The organism is Acidobacteriota bacterium, from assembly GCA_039030395.1.
In the GTDB taxonomy this organism is placed as follows: domain Bacteria; phylum Acidobacteriota; class Thermoanaerobaculia; order Multivoradales; family JBCCEF01; genus JBCCEF01.
On record JBCCEF010000018.1, the window covers coordinates 4559 to 24142 of the forward strand.

The 19584-nt window shown below is 69.3% G+C and carries 1 protein-coding gene (running past one end of the window); it reads right to left on the reverse strand.

Annotation, left to right across the window (positions count from 1 at the left end):
* Positions 1-19584 carry the final stretch of a non-ribosomal peptide synthase/polyketide synthase gene (locus AAF481_15465; protein MEM7482574.1) on the reverse strand. Its footprint extends 34875 nt past the window's final position, so 19584 of the gene's 54459 nt are visible here — the last part of the coding sequence; the start codon falls outside the window, past its right edge — the gene reads right to left on this strand; its stop codon occupies positions 1-3.

Sequence of the window (19584 nt, forward strand, 5' to 3'; positions counted from 1 at the left end):
TCAGCGGATCGGTTCGACGACCCGTGCTCCGGTGTCTCCCAGATAGCGTTCGAGTTGACGGGCCAGTTCTTCCACCCGCGGACTGCGCAACAGCGAGAAGTGATCTCCTCCCACGGCCGCCGAACGCAGGCCGGCGGTCACCCCTTGCCAGGCTTCGCGCTGGCGCTCCAGGGCTTCCCTCTCACCGTCTGCCTGCAGCAGAACCGCTCGGCCGTCGAAGGACGACGGCCGGTAGTCGGCAAGGGCTTCGAGGTTGGCGCGGTAGACCCGGAACAGGCGCAGCACCCGCTCCGGACCCAGCTCCGCCGGTAGAGCGCCGGCGGCGGTGGCCTCTTCGACCAGTTTGTGGAAAGTGCGGTCGAAGTCGTGAACCCCTTCCAGGCGCTCGATCAACACCGCATCGAGGCCCGAGGGCAGGCCGAGTTCGCGCGCGAAGCCGGCGAGCACGGCGGCGGTGTCGAGATCGAAGTCCACCGCCGTCGCCGGCCAGGCATCGACCAGCGCCAGAAGCGCCACGTCCTCCCGCTGCTCGCGTAGCTGGCGCGCCATCTCAAAGGCGATCACCCCGCCCATCGACCAACCGCCGACCCGGTAGGGACCCGCCGGCTGGATTTCCCGCAGGGCTCGCACATAGGCGCCGGCCATGTCTTCGATGCGGGTGCGCGGCTCGCCGTCTTCCACGCCGCGGGCCTCGAGGCCCCAGAAGGGCTGGTCGCGCCCCAACCGCCGAGCGAGTTCGGCGTAGGCCAACACGCCGCCGCCGGCACCGTGGACGAAGAACAGCGGCAGGCCGTCACCCTCCCCCTGCACCGGCACCAGTTCCGGTGCCGGCGCCGAGGCTTCGCGCCGTTCCAGGGAGGCGAGCTGATGGCCGATCACCGCCGCCAGACCTTCGAGGGAGGTCTCGGCGAAGAGGATCGACAACGGCAGCTTCACACCCAACTCCCCTTCGATGCGCGACACCATGCGCAGGGCGAGGAGCGAGTGACCGCCGAGTTCGAAGAAGTCGTCGTGGACGCCGATCTCCGGGCGGCCGAGAAGTTCTTGCCAGAGAGCCGCCAGCTCCCGCTCCAGACGGTTGCGCGGCGCCACCCGCTCGCCGGCCGCGAGGCCGGTGGCGGTGCCCGTGGTGGGGTCGATCTTGGCCAACGCCTTGCGATCGACCTTGCCGTTGGGGGTCGTCGGCAGTTCGTCGAGGCGCACGAAGAGCGACGGCACCATGTACTCCGGCAGCGAAGCGCGCAGATCCTTGCGCACGCGGTTCTCGTCGAGGGAGTCTTCGTCGGTGGCCAAGTAGGCCACCAGGCGCGGTGCTCCGAGGGGATCCGGCTGCGCCGCGACCACCGCCGCCCGCACCGCCGGCAGAGCCCGAAGCGTCTCTTCGATCTCCCCCAGCTCGATGCGGAAACCGCGAATCTTGACCTGGAAGTCCAGACGGCCGAGGAACTCCAGCTCGCCGTCCGGCCGGTAGCGCACGAGATCGCCGGTGCGGTAGAGGCGGCGTCCCGGAACGGTCGAGAATGGATCCGGGATGAAGCGCTCCGCGGTCAGCGCCGGCCGGCCGAGATAGCCGCGGGCGAGGCTGCCCCGGGCTGGACTACGGGCGGCTTCGTTTCCACCACGACCGGCACCGAGCAGCAGCTCACCGGGAACTCCCAACGGTTGGATGCGCAACGCACCGTCGACCACGTAGGCGCTGGTACCCGGCAACGGCCGACCGATGGGTGGCGGCGTCGCGCCGTCAACCTCTGCTTCGGTCGAGTAGGTGGTGTCCTCGGACGGACCATAGAGATTCATCACCCGCCGGACGCCCTGGCTCTTCAACTCCTTGACCAGGCCCGCCGGCAGGGCCTCGCCGGCCAGGTTGACGGTGACGAGGGCCGGCGGCAGAGCACCCACCCGCACCAGTTCGGTCATCGCCGACGGCACCGTGTTGATCAAGGTCACCTGCTCCGCCGCCGGATGATCGCTCAGTTCCAGCACGTTGTCGGCCAAGATCACCCGGCCGCCGCGGGTGAGCGGCGCAAACAGCTCGAACACCGACAGGTCGAAGTTGAAGGAGGTGGCGGCCAGGACGCCGGAAAGCTCCTCCGCGCTGAAGGCTTGCGCCGCCCAGTCACACAGGGCAACGGCGCTACGGTGGGTCATCGCTACGCCCTTCGGCCGGCCCGTCGAGCCGGAGGTGTAGATCACGTAGGCCAGAGCATCCCCCGGCAGGTCGGCGGAAATCGCCTCGGCGGCGGCTTCCGTCTGCCGGCCGGCCTCCAGCGGTTGATCGATGCGCAGCGTCGCCGTGCCCTCGCCGACTTCCGGCGGCAGCGAGCCGTCGGTCAAGATCGCCGCCAGGTCCGCGTCCGTCGCCAGGAACTCCAGCCGCTCTTGCGGATACGCCGGATCGAGGGGCACGTAGGCGCCGCCGGCTTTGTGCACCGCCAGCAGGGCGACGACCGTCGCCGGCCGGCGGCCGGCGCACACCCCCACCCGCACTTCCGGCCCCACGCCCAGGGAGCGCAAGTGCCCGGCGAGGCGCCCGGCCCTGAGGTCGAGCTGCTGATAGGTCAGGGCTTCGTCGCGGCTGACCAGGGCTACCGACTGGGGCGTCCGAGCCACCTGGGCCTCGAATAGACGATGCAGGGACGGACCGGTGGAAGCCAACGCCGGTCGGCTGTTCCATTCGACCAGGAGTTGCTGCCGTTCCGCTTCACCCAGCAAATCGAAATCCCGCACCGGCCGGTCCGGCGCCGCGATGGCGCGGTCGAGAAAGTTCGCCAGATGCTCGAGCAACCGCTCCGCCGTCGCCGGATCGAAGAGGTCGACGGCGTAGTTCAAGGTGAGCTGCACCAACTCTCCACCGCCGCGCAGGGGCACCTCCACCGCCGCCAGGCTGAGGTCGAACTTCTCTTGGTCCGGCGGCTCCGGTGGCAGAGAGATCTCGAGACCCGGCAAGTTCAGCGGAATGTCCGGCACGTTCTGCACCACCAACATCGCCTGGAACAGCGGTTCCCGGGACAGGTCGCGCACCGGCTGCAGCACCTCGACCAACTTTTCGAAGGGCAGGTCCTGGTGGCTGAAGGCTTCGAGGGTGGCATCCTGCACCCGGTCCATCAGTTCCTCGAAGGTCACGTCCTCGTCGGTTTCCACCCGCAGGGCGAGGGTGTTGACGAAGAAGCCGATCAGCGCCTCGACCTCCGAGCGCTGGCGGTTGGCGACGGGGGTTCCGATGACCACCGAAGACTGCCCCGCCCAGCGACCGAGGATCACGCCGTAGGCCGCCAGCAACAGCATGAACAAAGTGGTGTGGCGAGCGTCGCCGAAAGCCCTGAGGGCGTCGGCGACCGCCGCCGGCAGCGACCGGTGGACCGCAGCGCCACGGCGACTCGCCAGGGTCGGGCGAGGCCGGTCCGTCGGTAGCGACAAAGGTGGCGGCGCGGCGCCGCCCAAGTGCTCCACCCAGAATTCGAGCTGGCGTTCGAGGACCGCCCCCTGCAGCCACTCCCGCTGCCAGGTGGCGTAGTCGGTGTACTGGATCGGCAGTGCCTCGAGGGCGGGAATCTCCCCCTTGGAAAGGGCGCCATAGAGAATCGAAAGTTCGTTCGCCAGCACTCCGGTGGACCAGCCGTCCGAAGCGATGTGGTGGGTTACGAGGGTCAGGTTGTGGTAGCCCACGTCCATGCGGACGAGCACGGCGCGCAGCACCGCGTCCTCCATCAGGTCGAAGGGCAGCATGCTCAACCGCTCCACCAGCCGCCCTTCCTCGGCTTCCCGCCGCGCCGTCGGCAGGGCATCGAGATCCACCCGGTGCAGTACCCGATCCGGAACCGGCCGCACCACCTGCATCGGCTCCCCCTCCAGCTCGCGGTAGACCGTGCGAACGACTTCGTGGCGGCGAATGATCTCCGTCAGGGCGCCTTCCAGGGCGGCGATGTGCAGGTCACCGGAGAGACGCACGGAGGTCGGAATGTTGTAGGCGGAATTGCCGGGCTCCAGGCGATCGAGCAGCCACAAGCGCTGCTGAGAGAAGGAGAGCGGCGCCGGCGCTCCCCGCTCGCCGGTGGAGTGCCCTTCGAGGCGCGGCCCGCTACTGACACTGGACCGGTCGAGGCGGCGCGCCAGGGAGGCCACCGTCGGCGCCTCGAAGAAGCTCCGCAAGGTCACCTCCCGCTGGAAACGATCTCGCAGGCGAGAGGTGAGCCGCAGGGCGAGGAGCGAGTGACCGCCGAGTTCGAAGAAGTCGTCGTGGACCCCGATTTGCGGGTGGCCGAGGAGCTCTTGCCACAGGACCGCCAGCTCCCGCTCCAGCTCATTGCGCGGCGCCACTCGATCGGTTGATCGAAGACCGCCGGCGGAGGCGCCGACCGGATCGATCGCTGCGAGGGCTTTGCGATCCACCTTGCCGTTGGGGGTCATCGGCAGTTCGTCGAGGCGCACGAAGAGCGACGGCACCATGTACTCCGGCAGCGAAGCGCGTAGCTCCGTCCGCACCTGGCTCTCGGCGAAGGCGTCCTCTTCGGCGGCGAGATAGGCGACCAGCCGCGGCGCTCCGTGGGGATCCGGCCGCGCCGCGACCACCGCCCCGTGCACCGCCGGCAACCCCCGCAGCGCCTCTTCGATCTCCCCCAGCTCGATGCGAAAACCGCGGATCTTCACCTGGAAGTCCAGGCGGCCGAGGAACTCCAGCTCGCCATCCGACCGGTAGCGCACAAGATCGCCGGTGCGGTAGAGGCGACGCCCCGGAACCGTCGAGAAGGGATCCGGAACGAAGCGTTCCGCGGTCAACGCCGGTCGGCCGAGGTAGCCCCGGGCCAGGCTGCCCCGCTCTGAACTGTTGGCGGCATCGTCGCCACCGCGGCCGGCCCCCAGCAGCAGTTCGCCGGGTACCCCCAGTGGCTGGATGCGCAGAGCGCCGTCGACCACGTAGGCGCTGGTGCCCGGCAAAGGCCGGCCAATGGGCGGCGGCGTCGCGCCATCGACCTCCGCTTCCGTCGAATAGGTGGTGTCCTCGGAGGGACCGTAGAGGTTCATCACCCGCGCCACCCCGTGGGCCGTGAGGTCCTTGACCAGGCTCGCCGGCAAGGCCTCGCCGGCCAGGTTGACGGTGGTGAGGCTCGCCGGCAAGGCGCCAATGCGGACCAGTTCGGTCATCGCCGAGGGCACTGTGTTGATCAACCGCACCTGCTCCGCCGCCGGGTGATCTCTCAGCTCCAGCACGTCCTCGACCAGGATCACCCGGCCGCCGCGGGTCAGCGGAGCGAACAGCTCGAACACCGACAGATCGAAGTTGAAGGAGGTCGCCGCCAGCACGCCGGAAAGTTCCGCCGCATCGAAGGCACCGGCGGCCCAGTCACACAGGGCAACGGCACTACGGTGGGTCATCGCCACGCCCTTCGGCCGGCCCGTCGAGCCGGAGGTGTAGATCACATAGGCCAGGCAGTCCCCCGGCAGATCAACGGAGATCGTCCCGCTGTCGGTTTCGTCGAGGGATTGATCGATGCGCACCGCCGCCGTGCCTTCGCCGACCCCCGGCGGCAGCGAACCGTCGGTGAGGATCACCGCCAAATCCGCGTCCGTTGCCAGGAACTTCAAACGCTCCAGCGGATAGGCCGGATCGAGGGGCACGTAGGCACCGCCAGCCTGGTGCACCGCCAGCAGCGCGACGACGGTGTCCGCCCGGCGGCCGGCACACACCCCCACCCGGATCTCCGGTCCTACCCCCAGGGAGCGCAAGCGCCCGGCGAGGCGCCCGGCGCGCCGGGCGAGATCCTCGTAGGTGAGGGTTTCGTCGCGGGTGATGAGGGCCACCGCCCGCGGTGTCCGCGCCACCTGGGCCGCGAATAGGCCGTGCAGGGTGTTTCCGGTCGGAGCCACCGCCGGCCGGCTGTTCCACTCGACGAGGAGCTGTTGCCGCTCCGCCTCGCCCAGCAGGTCGATGTCGCGCACCGGCCGGTCCGGCGCCGCCACGGCGCGGCCGAGGAGGTGCTCCAGGTGCTCCAGCAGCCGCTCCGCCGTCGCCGAATCGAACAGATCGGCGGCGTAACTCAGGGAGAGCTGTACGTGCGCGCCGCCGCCGCGCAGGGGCACCTCCACCGCCGAAAGGCTGATATCGAACTTTTCCGGCGCCTGCGAGACCGGCGGCAGAGAGATCTCGAGGCCCGGCAGGTCCAGCGGCTCATCCGGCGCGTTCTGGACCACCAGCATCGCCTGGAACAGCGGCTCCCGGGACAGGTCGCGCACCGGCTGCAGCTCCTCGACCAGCCGTTCGAAGGGCAGGTCTTGGTGGCCGAAAGCTTCGAGGGTGGCGTCCTGCACCCGGTCCAGCAGTTGCTCGAAGGTCTCGCCCTCGGCGGTTTCCACCCGCAGCGCCAGGGTGTTGACGAAGAAGCCGATCAGGTTCTCCACTTCGGAGCGTTGGCGGTTGGCGATGGGCGTACCGATGACCACCGAAGACTGCCCCGCCCAGCGACCGAGGACCGCGCCATAGGCCGCCAGCAGCAGCATGAAGAGGGTGGCGTGGCGAGCCTCTCCAAAGGCCTTGAGGGAGGCGGCAACCTCCGGCGGCAGCGGCCGGAAGACGGATCCACCGCGGCGGCTCGAAAGGGTCGGCCGGGGACGGTCCGTCGGCAGCGATAGGGGCGGCGGTGCGGCGCCACCCAGGTGCTGCACCCAGAAGTCGAGCTGGCGCTCGAGGGCCGCCCCCCGCAACCACTCACGCTGCCAGGCGGCGTAGTCACCGTATTGGATCGGCAGCGGTTCGAGGGCTGGCTTCTCCCCCTTGGACAGGGCACCGTAGAGGATCGAGAGCTCGTTCGACATCACCCCGGTGGACCAGCCGTCGGAGGCGATGTGGTGCATGACGATGGACAGGTTGTGGCTCTCCGCGCTCAGCCGGAGGAGGACAGCACGCAGCACCGACCCCTCCACCAGATCGAAGGGCAGCCAGCTCACCTCCGCCATCCACCGCGCTTCCTCGGCCTCCCGCCGCGCCGCCGGTAGGCCATCGAGGTCTACCCGGTGCAGCACCCACGCGGGAGCCGGCTGAACCACCTGAACGGACTCGCCATCGACCTCGCGATAGACCGTGCGGGTCACCTCGTGACGGCGCACGATCTCCGCCAGGGCACCGTCGAGGGCGGCGAGGTCCGGCTCGCCGGAGAGGCGGACGGAAATCGGCACGTTGTAGGCGGAGCTTCCGGGTTCCAGGCGATCGAGCAGCCACAGGCGCTGCTGGGAGAAGGAAAGGGGCGCAGGAGCCTGTCGCTCGGCGGCGGAACGCCGTTCGAGGGGCGGTCCGCTACTGACCTCGGACCGGTCGAGGCGACTCGCCAAGAAGGCCACCGTGGGCGCCTCGAAGAAGCTCCGCAGGGACACCTCCCGCTGGAACTGGTCGCGCAAGCGAGAGGTGAGGCGCAGCGCGAGGAGAGAGTGGCCGCCGAGTTCGAAGAAGTCGTCGTAGACTCCGATCTTGGACCGGCCGAGGAGCTCCTGCCACAGGGCCACCACCTTCTGCTCCAGCTCGTTGCGTGGCGCCACCGGCTCGGCGCGCACCGCCATGGCGGCTTCGTCAGCGGCCGCGGCCTGGGCTTTGAGTGCTTTGCGGTCGACCTTGCCGTTGGGAGTGGTCGGCAGCTCTGCCAACGGCACGATGAGCGAAGGCACCATGTACTCCGGCAGAAGTTCCCGTAGCTCCGAGCGCAGGGTCCGTTCGTCCAGCGACTCTCCGCCCGCCTCCACTGCGGCGGCGACGTAGGCGACCAGGCGTGGGGAACCGACTGCGTCGGGCGCCGCCACCACCGCCGCCGCATGCACCGTGGGGCTCGCGCGCAGGGCCTCCTCGATCTCCTCCAGCTCAATGCGGAAGCCGCGGATCTTGACCTGGAAGTCCAGGCGGCCGAGGAACTCCAGCTCGCCCTCGGCGCGATAGCGCACCAGATCGCCGGTGCGATAGAGACGCCGGCCCGCCACGCCGGAGAAGGGATCCGGCACAAAGCGCTCCGCCGTCAGCGCCGGGCGCCCGAGGTAGCCGCGAGCGAGGGCGCCAGGGCCTTCCTGGCCGGCCCCCAGCAGCAACTCACCGGGCACACCCTGCGGCTGGAGCCGGATGGCCGAACCCTGGAGGCGTGAATCCACCACGTAGGCGGCACTGCCGGGCAGCGGTCGGCCGATGGGCGGAGTGACGACGCCATCGACCTCGGCCTCCGTCGAGTAGGTGGTGTCCTCGGAGGGACCGTAGAGGTTCATCACCCGCGCCACGCCCTGGGCCTTGAGATCCCGCACCAGTTGCGCCGGCAGCGCTTCGCCGGCCAGGTTGACGGTGAGGAGATTGGCCGGCAGCGCCTTCATCCGGGACAGTTCGGTCATCGCCGAGGGCACCGTATTGATCAGCCGCACCTGGTCGGCGGCGGGATGGTCGAGCAATTCCAACCCGTCCCGGACCAAGATCACTCGGCCGCCGGAGGTGAGCGGAGCGAACAGCTCGAACACCGAGAGATCGAAGCTGAAGGAGGTCGCCGCCAGCACACCGGAGAGTTCCTCTGCACTGAAGGCGCGAGCCGCCCAATCACAGAGCCCGACGGCGCTGCGGTGGCTGATCGCCACTCCTTTCGGCTTGCCCGTAGAGCCAGAGGTGTAGATGACGTAGGCCAGCGAGTCCGCCGTCGCTGCGGCGTGAGAGGCCGCCGCTCCAGCGAGCATCCCTTCCAGGTCTCCTGCGGGGCCTTCGAGGGGCCACACGAGGCTCTTGCCGGCGACGCCCTCGGGCAGCGAACCGTCCGTCAAAATCACCGCCAGAGCGGCGTCCTCGGCGACAAAACGCAGCCGCTCCTCGGGATAGGCCGGATCGAGGGGAACGTAGGCACCGCCGGCTTGGTGGATCGCCAACAGCGCCACGACGGTGGCGGCCCGTCGATCGGCGCACACTCCCACCCGCACTTCCGGCCCCACGCCGCCGCGTTGCAGGAGCGCCGCCAGGCGGCGCACCCGCCCGCTCAACTCTTCGTAGGTCAGCGACTCGTCTCGGGTGACCAGAGCGATGTCCTCCGGGGTCCTCCGCGCCTGCGCCACGAACAACTCGTGCAGTGTTTCGCCGGCGGGCTCGGGAGCCGGCCGGGCATTCCACTCGACGACCAGCTGCTGCCGCTCTTCGGAGCCGAACAGGTCGATCTCCGCCAGCGGCCGGTTCGAATCCGCGACCGCCGCGGACAGGAAACGCACCGTGTGATCGAGGAACCGCTGCATCGTGGTTTGATCGAACAGGTCGGTGGCGTAGGTCACCGAGAGGCCCACTTCCTCACGGCTCTCGGACACCGACAAACTGAGATCGAACTTCTCGGGCATCAACGGCTGCTGCGGGAAGGAGACCTCGATCCCCGGCAGGGAGAGCCTCGACGAATCGGCGTTCTCGACCGACAGCATCGCCTGGAAAATCGGTTCCCGGGACAGGTCGCGCTCCGGATGGAGCGCTTCCACCAAGCGCTCGAAGGGAAGGTCTTGATGACCGAAGGCGCGCAGCGCGTTCCCCTGCACCTGCTGAACGAGATCCCCGAAGGTCGCCGCAGCGCCGGCGGGCTCCACCCGCAGCGCCAGGGTGTTGACGAAGAAGCCGATGAGCCCTTCGAGTTCCGAGCGACCGCGATTGGCGATGGGCGTGCCGATCACCACCGAAGACTGCCCCGCCCAGCGACTGAGGACCACTCCGAAAACCGCCAGCATGATCATGAAGAGGGTCGCCCGGTGCGTCTCGCCAAAGCCCCGCAGGTCCGCGACCGCCGCCGGCGGCAAAAGGCGGATGACCTGGCCGGGGCGGTGGCTCGGCATGGCCGGTCGCGGACGATCCGTCGGCAGCGACAGCGGTGCCGGCGCCACGCCGCCGAGGTGTTCCACCCAGAAGGCGAGCTGCCGGTCGAGGGTCTCTCCCTGCAACCAATTGCGCTGCCAGGCGGCGAATTCGCCGTATTGCAGCGGTAGGGGTTCGAGAGGAATCGGCGCGCCGCGATGGAATCCCTCGTAGAGGGCCGACATCTCCTGTGCGATCACTCCCATGGACCAGCCATCGGAGGCGATGTGATGCATCACCAGGGAGAGGGAGCAAAGCCCCGCGCCCTGCCGGATGAGCGCCGCCCGCAGGACCGGCCCGCGGGTGAGGTCGAAGGGCTGTAGGCCGTGGGCGAGCAATACCCGAGCCTCTTCCTGCGGACGCTGCTCGACCGGTAGGGCGCTGAGATCCACCACCTCGAGTACCCGTTCCGGCACCGGCTGCACGACCTGCACCGGCTCGCCGGCGACGTCGCGATAGAACGTGCGAGTGACTTCGTGCCGACGCACGATCTCGATCAGGGCAGCACCTAGGGCGGCTTCGTCGAGATCGCCTTCCAAACGCAAGCTGATCGGCACGTTGTAGGTGGGATTCCCCGGCTGGAGGCGATCGATCAACCAGAGGCGTTGCTGCGCGAAGGACAGCGGCGCATGACCGTCGGCCCCGAGGAGGGCCTGAATGACCTGGGCGTCCTTCCGGATATCGCTCCGGGAATTGAGGCGCTCGGCCAGAGCCGCCACCGTCGGCTGTTCGAAGAAGGAACGCAGTGAAATCTCCTGCCGGAAGCGATCCCGCAGGCGCGACATCAGCCGGGTGGCGAGGAGCGAGTGACCGCCGCGCTCGAAGAAGTCGTCGAAGACGCTCACCTCGTCCACCTTCAGAATCTCCCGCCACATGCCCGCCAGTTCTTCTTCGAGCACATTGCGCGGCGGCACCCGGTCGGCGAGGGTGCCTTCCAGCTCCGGCTCGAGCCGGCCCAAGGCGCGGCGGTCGATCTTGCCGTGGCGGGTCACCGGCAGCTCGTCGAGCAGGACGATGGCAGCGGGCACCATGTAGTCCGGCAGGGCCGACGCCAGCCTTGCCCGCAGGTGCGCCGCATCCAGGTCCGACTCCCCGGCGACCCAGGCGACCAGCGCTTTGTCGCCGGCCGTTTCGCGCACCAGCACCGCGGCGCGCTCGACCCCCGGCAGGTGGCCGAGGGCGGTCTCGATCTCGCCCAGTTCGATGCGGAAGCCCCGCACCTTCACCTGATGGTCGCGCCGGCCGCGGAACTCCAGCACCCCGTCGAGGCGGAAGCGGGCAAGATCGCCGGTGCGGTAGATGCGCTCGCCGGCGCCGGCGAAGGGATTCGGCACGAAAGCCTCGGCGGTACGGGCCGGCTGATTCAGGTAGCCCTGGGCGAGGCCGTCGCCGCCGGTACAGAGTTCCCCCCAGACGCCGATCGGCGAGGGATTCATTTCCCGGTCGAGGACATAGACCGTGGTGTTGGACACGGCGCGGCCGATGGGTACCGTGCCGACCAGTTCCTCGTTCGGCGCCACCAGATGGAAGGTGGTATCGGTGGAATTCTCCGTCGGGCCGTAGGCATTGCACATGCGCCCGTTCGGCGCCAGCAGGTCGCGGGCCGCCGACACCTGCGGCACCGCCAGAACGTCGCCGCCGGAGAGCAGGTGTCGCACGGCGCGCAGAGCGTCCGGCTTCTCCGCCACCATCTCGTGGAACAGGCTGGCGGTGAGGAACAGGGTGGTGGGCGCCAGCTCCTCGAGAAGCTTCGCCAGCGCATCGAGATCGATCGGTCCGGCGGGCATCACGGTCAGACGACCGCCGGTGAGAAGCGGCGACCAGATCTCTTCCGTCGAAGCGTCGAAGGTGATCGGCGACAAGTACAGGCGCACCGGGTTGGGGGTGCGTTCGGTCTCGAACCAGGCGAGCCGCACCACGCCGCGCTGGGGAATGCCCACGCCCTTCGGCCGGCCGGTGGATCCGGAGGTGTAGATGACGCAGGCGAGCTGCTCCGGCGGCACGGCGATGCCCGGGCGATCCGCCGGCGCGGCGGAGATCTCGTCCCGGTCCAGGTCGAGATCGAGGCGCGGCAAGGCCGCCATCGAGGGGTTCGAGGCCAGCACTTCCGCGGTGTCGGCACCGCCGATCACCAGCGCCGCCACCGCCGCATCCTCCACCAGGAAAGCCAGGCGCTCCGGCGGGTACGCCGGGTCGAGGGCGACGTAGGTGGCGCCGGCCTTGAGAATGCCGAACATTGCCACGATCAGGTCGAGGGACCGGTCGACGCACAGGCCCACCCGGGTGCCGGGGACGACTCCGCGCTTCGCCAAACAGCGCGCCAGGCGGTTGGCATCGGCATCGAGGGCGGCGTAGGTGCGATGGTCCTCTTCGTAGACCAGAGCGATGGACTCCGGCGTGGCGTCGGCCTGGGCCTCGAAGACCATGGCGACGCTCGACTGGCGAGGGAAGTCCGTGGCGGTGTCGTTCCAGGCGGTGACGATCTGGTGCTGCTCCTCGTCGCTCAGCAGCGGCAGCGCCGCAACCCGCCGTTCCGGCTCCTCCAGGCCGGCCTCGATGAAGGCCTCGAGGTGGGCCAAAAGGCGATCGATGGTGGCGGCGTCGAACAGATCCTCGGCGTAGTTGAGGGACAGGCCGAAGCCGGCATTGGCTTCCGACGCGGTCAACGTGAGATCGAACTTGGCGGCCTCCGCCGTGGTCTTCAGGTTGGCCACCTCGAGGCCCGGCAGAGCGAGCGCCCCGTCGCCGCTGGCGCGGTTCTGAAGCGAGAACATCACCTGGAAGATCGGCTCTCGGGAAAGATCGCGTTCCGGCGATAGCTTCTCCACCAGGCGCTCGAAGGGTAAATCCTGGTGGGCGTAGCCTTGGATGGTCGTTTCCCGCACCTGGTCGATGAGCTGAGCGAAGGTCGGCCGGCCGGAGAAGTCCGCCGGCAGCGCCAGGGTGTTGACGAAGAAGCCGATCAGGCCCTCCAGCTCGATGTGATGCCGGTTGGCGATGGGCGAACCCACCACCACCCGCGACTGACCTGAATAGCGCGACAGCAGGCCTGCGAAGGAAGCGAGGAGCACCATGAAGGGCGTCGCCCGGTGCTCGCGGCCGAAGGCCGCCAAGCGGCGACCGATGCTTTCGTCGAGCCAGCGGAAGGCGTCCTGACCGCGGAAACTCTGCATCGGCGGCCGCGGCCGGTCCGTCGGCAGATCGAGAGGCTCGGGATCCTCCGACAAGGTGTCGGTCCAGAACTCGAGTTGGCCTTCGAGCACCTCGCCGGTAAACCAGCGCCGCTGCCAGCGCGCGAAATCGGTGTACTGCAGCGGCAGCTCCGCCAGCGTCGAGGCTTCGCCGGCGGCGGCCGCCGCGTACAGGCTGGACAGCTCGTGCATCAGAATGCCCATCGACCAGCCGTCGGACACGATGTGGTGCTGATTGACCTGGAGGAAATGCTCTTCCGCAGCCACCCGCACCAGCAAGGCTCGCACCAGCGGACCACGGGAGAGATCGAAGCCACTCATCGCATCGGCGGCGAGCCAGCGACGTCCCTCGGCCTCCCGGCACTCCTCCGGCAGGGCGGTGAGATCGATCAGCGGCAGAGCCAGCGGTTCCGCCGGCGCGATCTGCTGCACCGGATCCGCCTCGATCTCGACGAAGGCGGTGCGCAGGGCCTGGTGGCGGCGCACGATCTCCGACTGGGCGGCCGCCAGGGCGTCTACCCGCAGGTCGCCGGTGAGGCGCAGGCTCACCGGGATGTTGTAGGTGGGATTGCCCGGATCCAGGCGATCGATCACCCACAGGCGCTGCTGCGCGAAGGACAACGGCGCCGGGCCCGCATCCGGTCCGGCGGCCTCGATCGGCGGCAATTCTCTCTCTCCGGCGATCCCGGCGTTCACCGGCGTGCCGGTCTCCACCCCCGCCCAGGCAACCAACTCGGCGATGGTCGGCCCCTCGAAGATCACCTTCAGGGGCACTTCCCGGTGCCACCGCTGGCCCAACCGCGAGGCGAGTTGCGTAGCGAGCAGCGAATGGCCGCCGCGCTCGAAGAAGTTGTCGTGGACGCCGACCTGTGGCACCGCCAGCAGACCTTGCCAGATCTCCGCGACGTGCCACTCCTCTTCATTGCGCGGCGCCACCCGGACAGCCGCCGGCCCTTCATCGACGATCTCTCGGCGGGCCAGCGCCCGGCGGTCGACCTTGCCGTTGGCCGAGAGCGGCAGATCATCCAGCACCGTCATCACCGCGGGAATCATGTAATCGGGCAAGGTCTCGCGCAGGGATTCGCGCCACTCCACGGCAGCGGCGGAGGCCCCTTCGACGAGGGTGATCCAGGCCGCCAGGCTCTTGTCGCCGGAAGCGTCCTGGCGGGCGGTCACCACCGCTTCTCGCACCGCCGGCTGGGAGCTGAGAGTGGCTTCGATCTCTCCCAGTTCGATGCGGAAACCGCGCACCTTGACCTGGTGGTCTCGACGGCCGCCGAGTTCGATCACCGGGGCGTCGCCGGCGATGGCCGGATTTCGCCAGCGAGCGCGATCACCGGTGCGGTACAGCCGTCCACCGGCCCCTGCGAAGGGATCCGGCACGAAGACCTCGGCGGTCAGCGCCGGCCGGCCGAGGTAGCCCCGGGCCACCCCGTCGCCGCCGCTGTACAGCTCACCCCACACCCCCGCCGGCACCGGTTCGAGCTGGTCGTCGAGGATGTAGACGGTGGTGTGCCCGATCGGCCGCCCCACCGGCACGGAGCCCACCAGCACTTCGCCTTCGCCGATCCGGTGGGTGGTGGTGAACGTGGTGTTCTCCGTCGGGCCATAGCCGTTGATCAGGCGCCCGCCGGGCGCCATCGCCGCCCGCATGCGCTCGATGTGAGGGATCGACAGGGCGTCGCCGCCGGAGAGGAGCTGGCGCACCTCCGCCAGACTCTCGGGACGATCCTCCACCCAGCCGTGGAACAGGCCCGCCGTCAGCCACAGGGTGGTGACTCCACGCTCCTCGAGCTCCCGGCCGATTTCCTCGATGCCGTGGGGTCCCGGCGGCATTACCGCCAGCCGCCCGCCGTTCAGCAGCGCCCCCCATAGCTCCAGGGTGGAGGCATCGAAGGACACCGGCGCGAGCAGCAGGAAGACCTCCTCCGGCCCGAAATCGATGAAGGGGTTGGAGCACACCAGCCGCGCCACATTGCGGTGGGTTACGCCCACCGCCTTCGGCCGGCCGGTGGAACCGGAAGTGAACATCACGTAGGCGAGGTGGTCCGGATCGCCGCGGTGGGCGGCGGCCCCCTCGCCCTCGGGCAGGCCATCGGCGAGGCCGTCCGCGTCGAGGTCGAGGGTCGGCACGGTGACCCAGGGCAGCGCCCTACGGCCTCGCTCGTCGGCCACCAGCAGGGCCACGTCGGCGTCCTCGATCATCCCTTCCAGACGCTCCTGGGGATAGTCCGGATCGAGCGGTACGTAGGCCGCACCGACCTTGAGGATGCCGAGGATCGCCGCCACCAACTGCGGCGATCGCTCCACGCACAGGCCGACGCGGCTTTCCGCACCGGCGCCGAGGTCGCGCAATGCCGCCGCCACCGCCGCGGCCCGGGCATCGAGTTCGGCGTAGCTCCACAGGTCGCCTCGAAAGTCGATCGCCGGCGCCTCCGGCCGCTCGGCGACCTGCCGCGCAAAACGCAAGTGCAAGGGTTCCCAGAGCCCGTGCGGATCGTGCGACGACGGTCCGGCCGCAGAAAGGGTGCTCCAGGAGGACAGGATCTGATGACGCTCGTTCGGGCTCAAGAGCGGAATCTCCCATACAGAGCGAGCGCTGCACGACTCTTCCGCCGTGGTGTGCACCGCTCTGAGGATGTAGTCGAAGGCGCGCGCCATACGTTCGATGGTGGCGCCGTCAAAGAGGTCGGCCCGGTAATTCCACGACGCACCAAAGGCAGTGCCAGTCGCGTCGGTACCAATGTCCTCGACGCCATGTAGCGCAAGGGTGAGATCAAACTTTGCCACCGGCGCCTCGACGGCTTCCGCCTCCACCGTCAGTCCCGGTAGCTGAAGCCCCTCTTGGGGCGTGTTCTGGAGTACGAACATGGCCTGGAAGATCGGAGACCGCGACGGGTCGCGCACCGGCTCTAGCGCTTCGACCAGGCGCTCAAAGGGAAGGTCCTGATGGGCGAAGGCGTCGAGAGCGATGGTGCGCGTCTCCGCCAACAGGGACTCGAAGGAAATCGCCCCGGAGAGATCCGCCGGCAGCGCCAGGGTGTTGACGAAGAAGCCGATCAACTCTTCCAGCTCGGACCGGTGACGGTTGGCAATGGGGGTGCCGATGACCAGGCGACGCTGGGCCGCGAAGCGCGCCAGCAGCACTTGGAAGGCCGTCAGCAGCACCATGAAAGGCGTGGCTCCGGCGCGGGTGGCCAGCTCCTCGACGGTAATGCTGGCCTCGGGCGACAGCCAGGTGTCGAAGGTGCCGCCCCCGGCACCCCGCTCAGCCGGGCGCGGACGGTCCGTCGGCAGATCGAGGGGCTCCGGCAGCGGCGTCAGGCGCCGACTCCAGGAAGTGAGCTGTTCATCGAGCACCTGCCGCACCCGATGGCCGTTCTGCCAGGCGGCGAAGTCCGGATACTGGATGGCGAGTTCCGGCAGCGGCGAACGGCGCGGCCCTTCGCCCGTCGCCACCGCGTAGAGGGCGGACAGTTCGCGCACGAAGAGGCTCATCGACCAGCCGTCGGAGACGATGTGGTGCAGGGTCGCGAGCAGGCCGTGGAAGGCCTCATGGTGGCGGATGAGAACCGCCCGCACCAGCGGGCCGGCGACGAGGTCGAAGCCACGCCGCGCCTCCCAGCCCACCAGGCGCCGATGTTCCGCTTCCCGCCGAGCTTCCGGCAGGCGAGCCAGGTCGACCAAGCAGAGGGCCGGCGCGACGGTGCCGTGAATGCGCTGCCGGGGAACGCCGTCGATCTCTTCGAAGGTCGTCCGCAGACTCTCGTGACGGCGCAGAATCTCTCCGAAGGCGGCGGCCAGGGCCGCCACGTCGAGGTCGCCCTTCAGGCGGACGGCGGAACCGAGGTTGTAGACGGAACTCCCCGGTTCGAATCGTTCGATGAACCACAGGCGCTGCTGCGCGAAGGAAAGCGGCGGCGGATCGTCCCCCGACCGCGGCTCGGCCGGCGCCAGCACCGGCCGCCCACCGGCCGCCCGCAGGCAGCGCGCCAAGCCGGCGACGGTCGGGTTCTCGAAGAGATCCTTGAGCGGCAGCTCCACGCCAAGCTGGTCCCGCAGCCGGGAGACAAGCTGGGTCGCGAGGAGAGAATGTCCGCCGAGAGCGAAAAAGTCGTCCCGCGCACCCACTTCGTCCCGGTCGAGAAGATGCCGCCAGATCAGCGCGATGCGTTCCTCCAACAAACCTTGGGGGCGTTCGTCGCGGGAGTGGGCGCTGACCCGCCGGTTTTCGAGGGCCCGGCGATCGACTTTGCCGCTCGGTGTCAGCGGCAGAGCCGACAGGGCTTCGAACAGCGAGGGCACCAACGGAGCCGGCAGAGAATGGCGGAGAGCCTCGACCAGGATCTCGGAATCTACCGGCTCTTCGCCGCCGTCGGGGACGTAGAAGGCGACCAGTCGCCGGTTCGCAGCAACCCCCTGCGCCACCACCACGGCCTCGCGGACCTCCGGCCGGGCCTCCAGCACCTGCTCGATCTCGCCGGGCTCCACCCGGAAGCCGCGCACTTTGATCTGGGTGTCGACGCGCCCGAGAAACTCGATCTCGCCGCCGGCGAGCCAGCGGCCGAGGTCTCCGGTGCGATAGCGCCGAGCTCCGGGAGGGTCGCCGTGAGGATCCGGCACGAAGCGCTCCGCCGTCAGCCGCGGGCGTCCGAGGTAGCCGCGGGCGAGGCCGGCGCCGGCGATCTGGATCTCACCGGCCACTCCCAGCGGCACCCACTCGCCGTCGCGGTCCACCAGATGGATGCGGGTGCCGCTCACCGGCCGCCCGATGGGCGGGAGATCCGGCGCCGCGGCGGCCTCGCCCGCCGCCAGTGGCCAGGCGGTCACCACATGGGTTTCGCTTGGTCCGTAGTGGTTTTCCAGGGCACTCGGCAAACCCTTCCCGAGCTGCCCCACGAGGCGGCGTACGGTCCCCGTCATGCGTAGCTGCTCGCCCGCTGTGATGACCTGCCGGAGCGCCTCCGTGGCGTTCCCGGAGGTCGCCTCGGCGAGCCCCTGGAGGGCGACGAAGGGCACAAACAGGCGCTCGATCTGACTTTCGTCGAGGCGGTGCCTCAGGGCGAAGGAGTCGCGGCGTTCGCCGTCCGCCGCCAGCACCAGGGTGCCGCCCTCGGCCCAGGTGGTGAACAATTCCTGGAAGAAGACGTCGAAGCTGGCCGCCGCGAACTGCAGGGTACGCAGACCCTCACCGGCGCCGGCCGCTCCGCCTTGCCAAGCGACGAGCTGGCGCAGCGCCCGATGCGGCATGGCCACCGCCTTCGGCCGGCCGGTGGAACCGGAGGTGAACACCACGTAGGCCAGGCGCTCGCCCGCCGCGGCGCGGGAGGAGGGCGGCGGATCTGCCCGCTGGCCGGCCCAGGCGCCGCGGTCCGCGAGATCGAGAACGCGCGGACGGCGATCCGGCGACGACAGGGAGAGTGCCTCCAGAAGCTCCCCTGCCGGCGCCGGATCGGCCAGAATCCAGCCGATCCCGGCATCGTCGATCATCCGGCTCAGGCGCTCGCCGGGATAGCTGCGATCGAGGGGCGCACAGGCGGCGCCGGCCTTGAGCACCGCCAGAGTCGAAACCGCCAGGGCATGGCTGCGTTCAGCGCAGATCCCCACCGGCTCGTCGATGCCCACGCCAAGTAGGCGCAGATGGTGCGCCAGCCGATTGGCCTCGCCTTCGAGAGCGCCATAGGTCAACAGCGAATCGCCGGCCTCGACCGCCAACCGGTCGGGTTCGAGGGCCGCCCGCCGCTCAAACACCGCGTGCAGGCCTTCATCGCCGGCCGCTGGATCGACCTCGGCGCTCTCGCTCCAGTCCTCCAGAATCTGCCGCCGCTCGGCCTCACTCGTCATCGGCAGCCGGTGGAGCGCTTCGTCCGGGTTCTTCGCGGCGGCGGCGAGGAGGGCCGCGAAGTGCGATCCCATGCGGTCAACGGTGCTCTCGTCAAACAGCGCAGTCGCGTATTCGATGAAGCCCCCGTAGCCGCCCTCTTGCAAGAAGAAGGTCAGGTCGAACTTGGAGGTCACCCCCTCCATCGGCAGGGTCTCGAGGCTGAGGCCCGGCAGATCCAGGGCCGCTTGATCGCCGGGCCGCACCACCAGCATCACCTGGAACAGCGGCGAGCGCGACAGGTCTCGCTCCGGCTGCAGGGCCTCCACCAGCCCCTCGAAGGGCAGCTCCTGGTATTGGTACGCCTCGAGGGTGCGCCGCCGAGCCTGCCGCAGGAGAGAGCGGAAGGTCATACCGCCTTCAACCTTGCCCTGCAACACCAGGGTGTTGGTGAAGAATCCGATGAGCGCCTGCACGTTCGCCTTGGAGCGGTTGGCGATCGGGGTGCCGACGTGCAGCGTTCCTTTCCCCGTATAGCGGTAGAGGAAGGTGAAGAACACCGCCATCGCCGCCTGGAAGAAGGTCGAGCGCTCCTCCCGACCGACCCCATGAAGAGTCTCCTGGGCGCCCTTGGAGAATTCGAAGAAGCGACTGGCGCCGCGCAGATCCTGCACCGCCGGCCGCGGCCGATCGGTCGGCAGGTCCAGCGGTTCGCCCGCCTCGGCCAGACGCTTCAACCAATA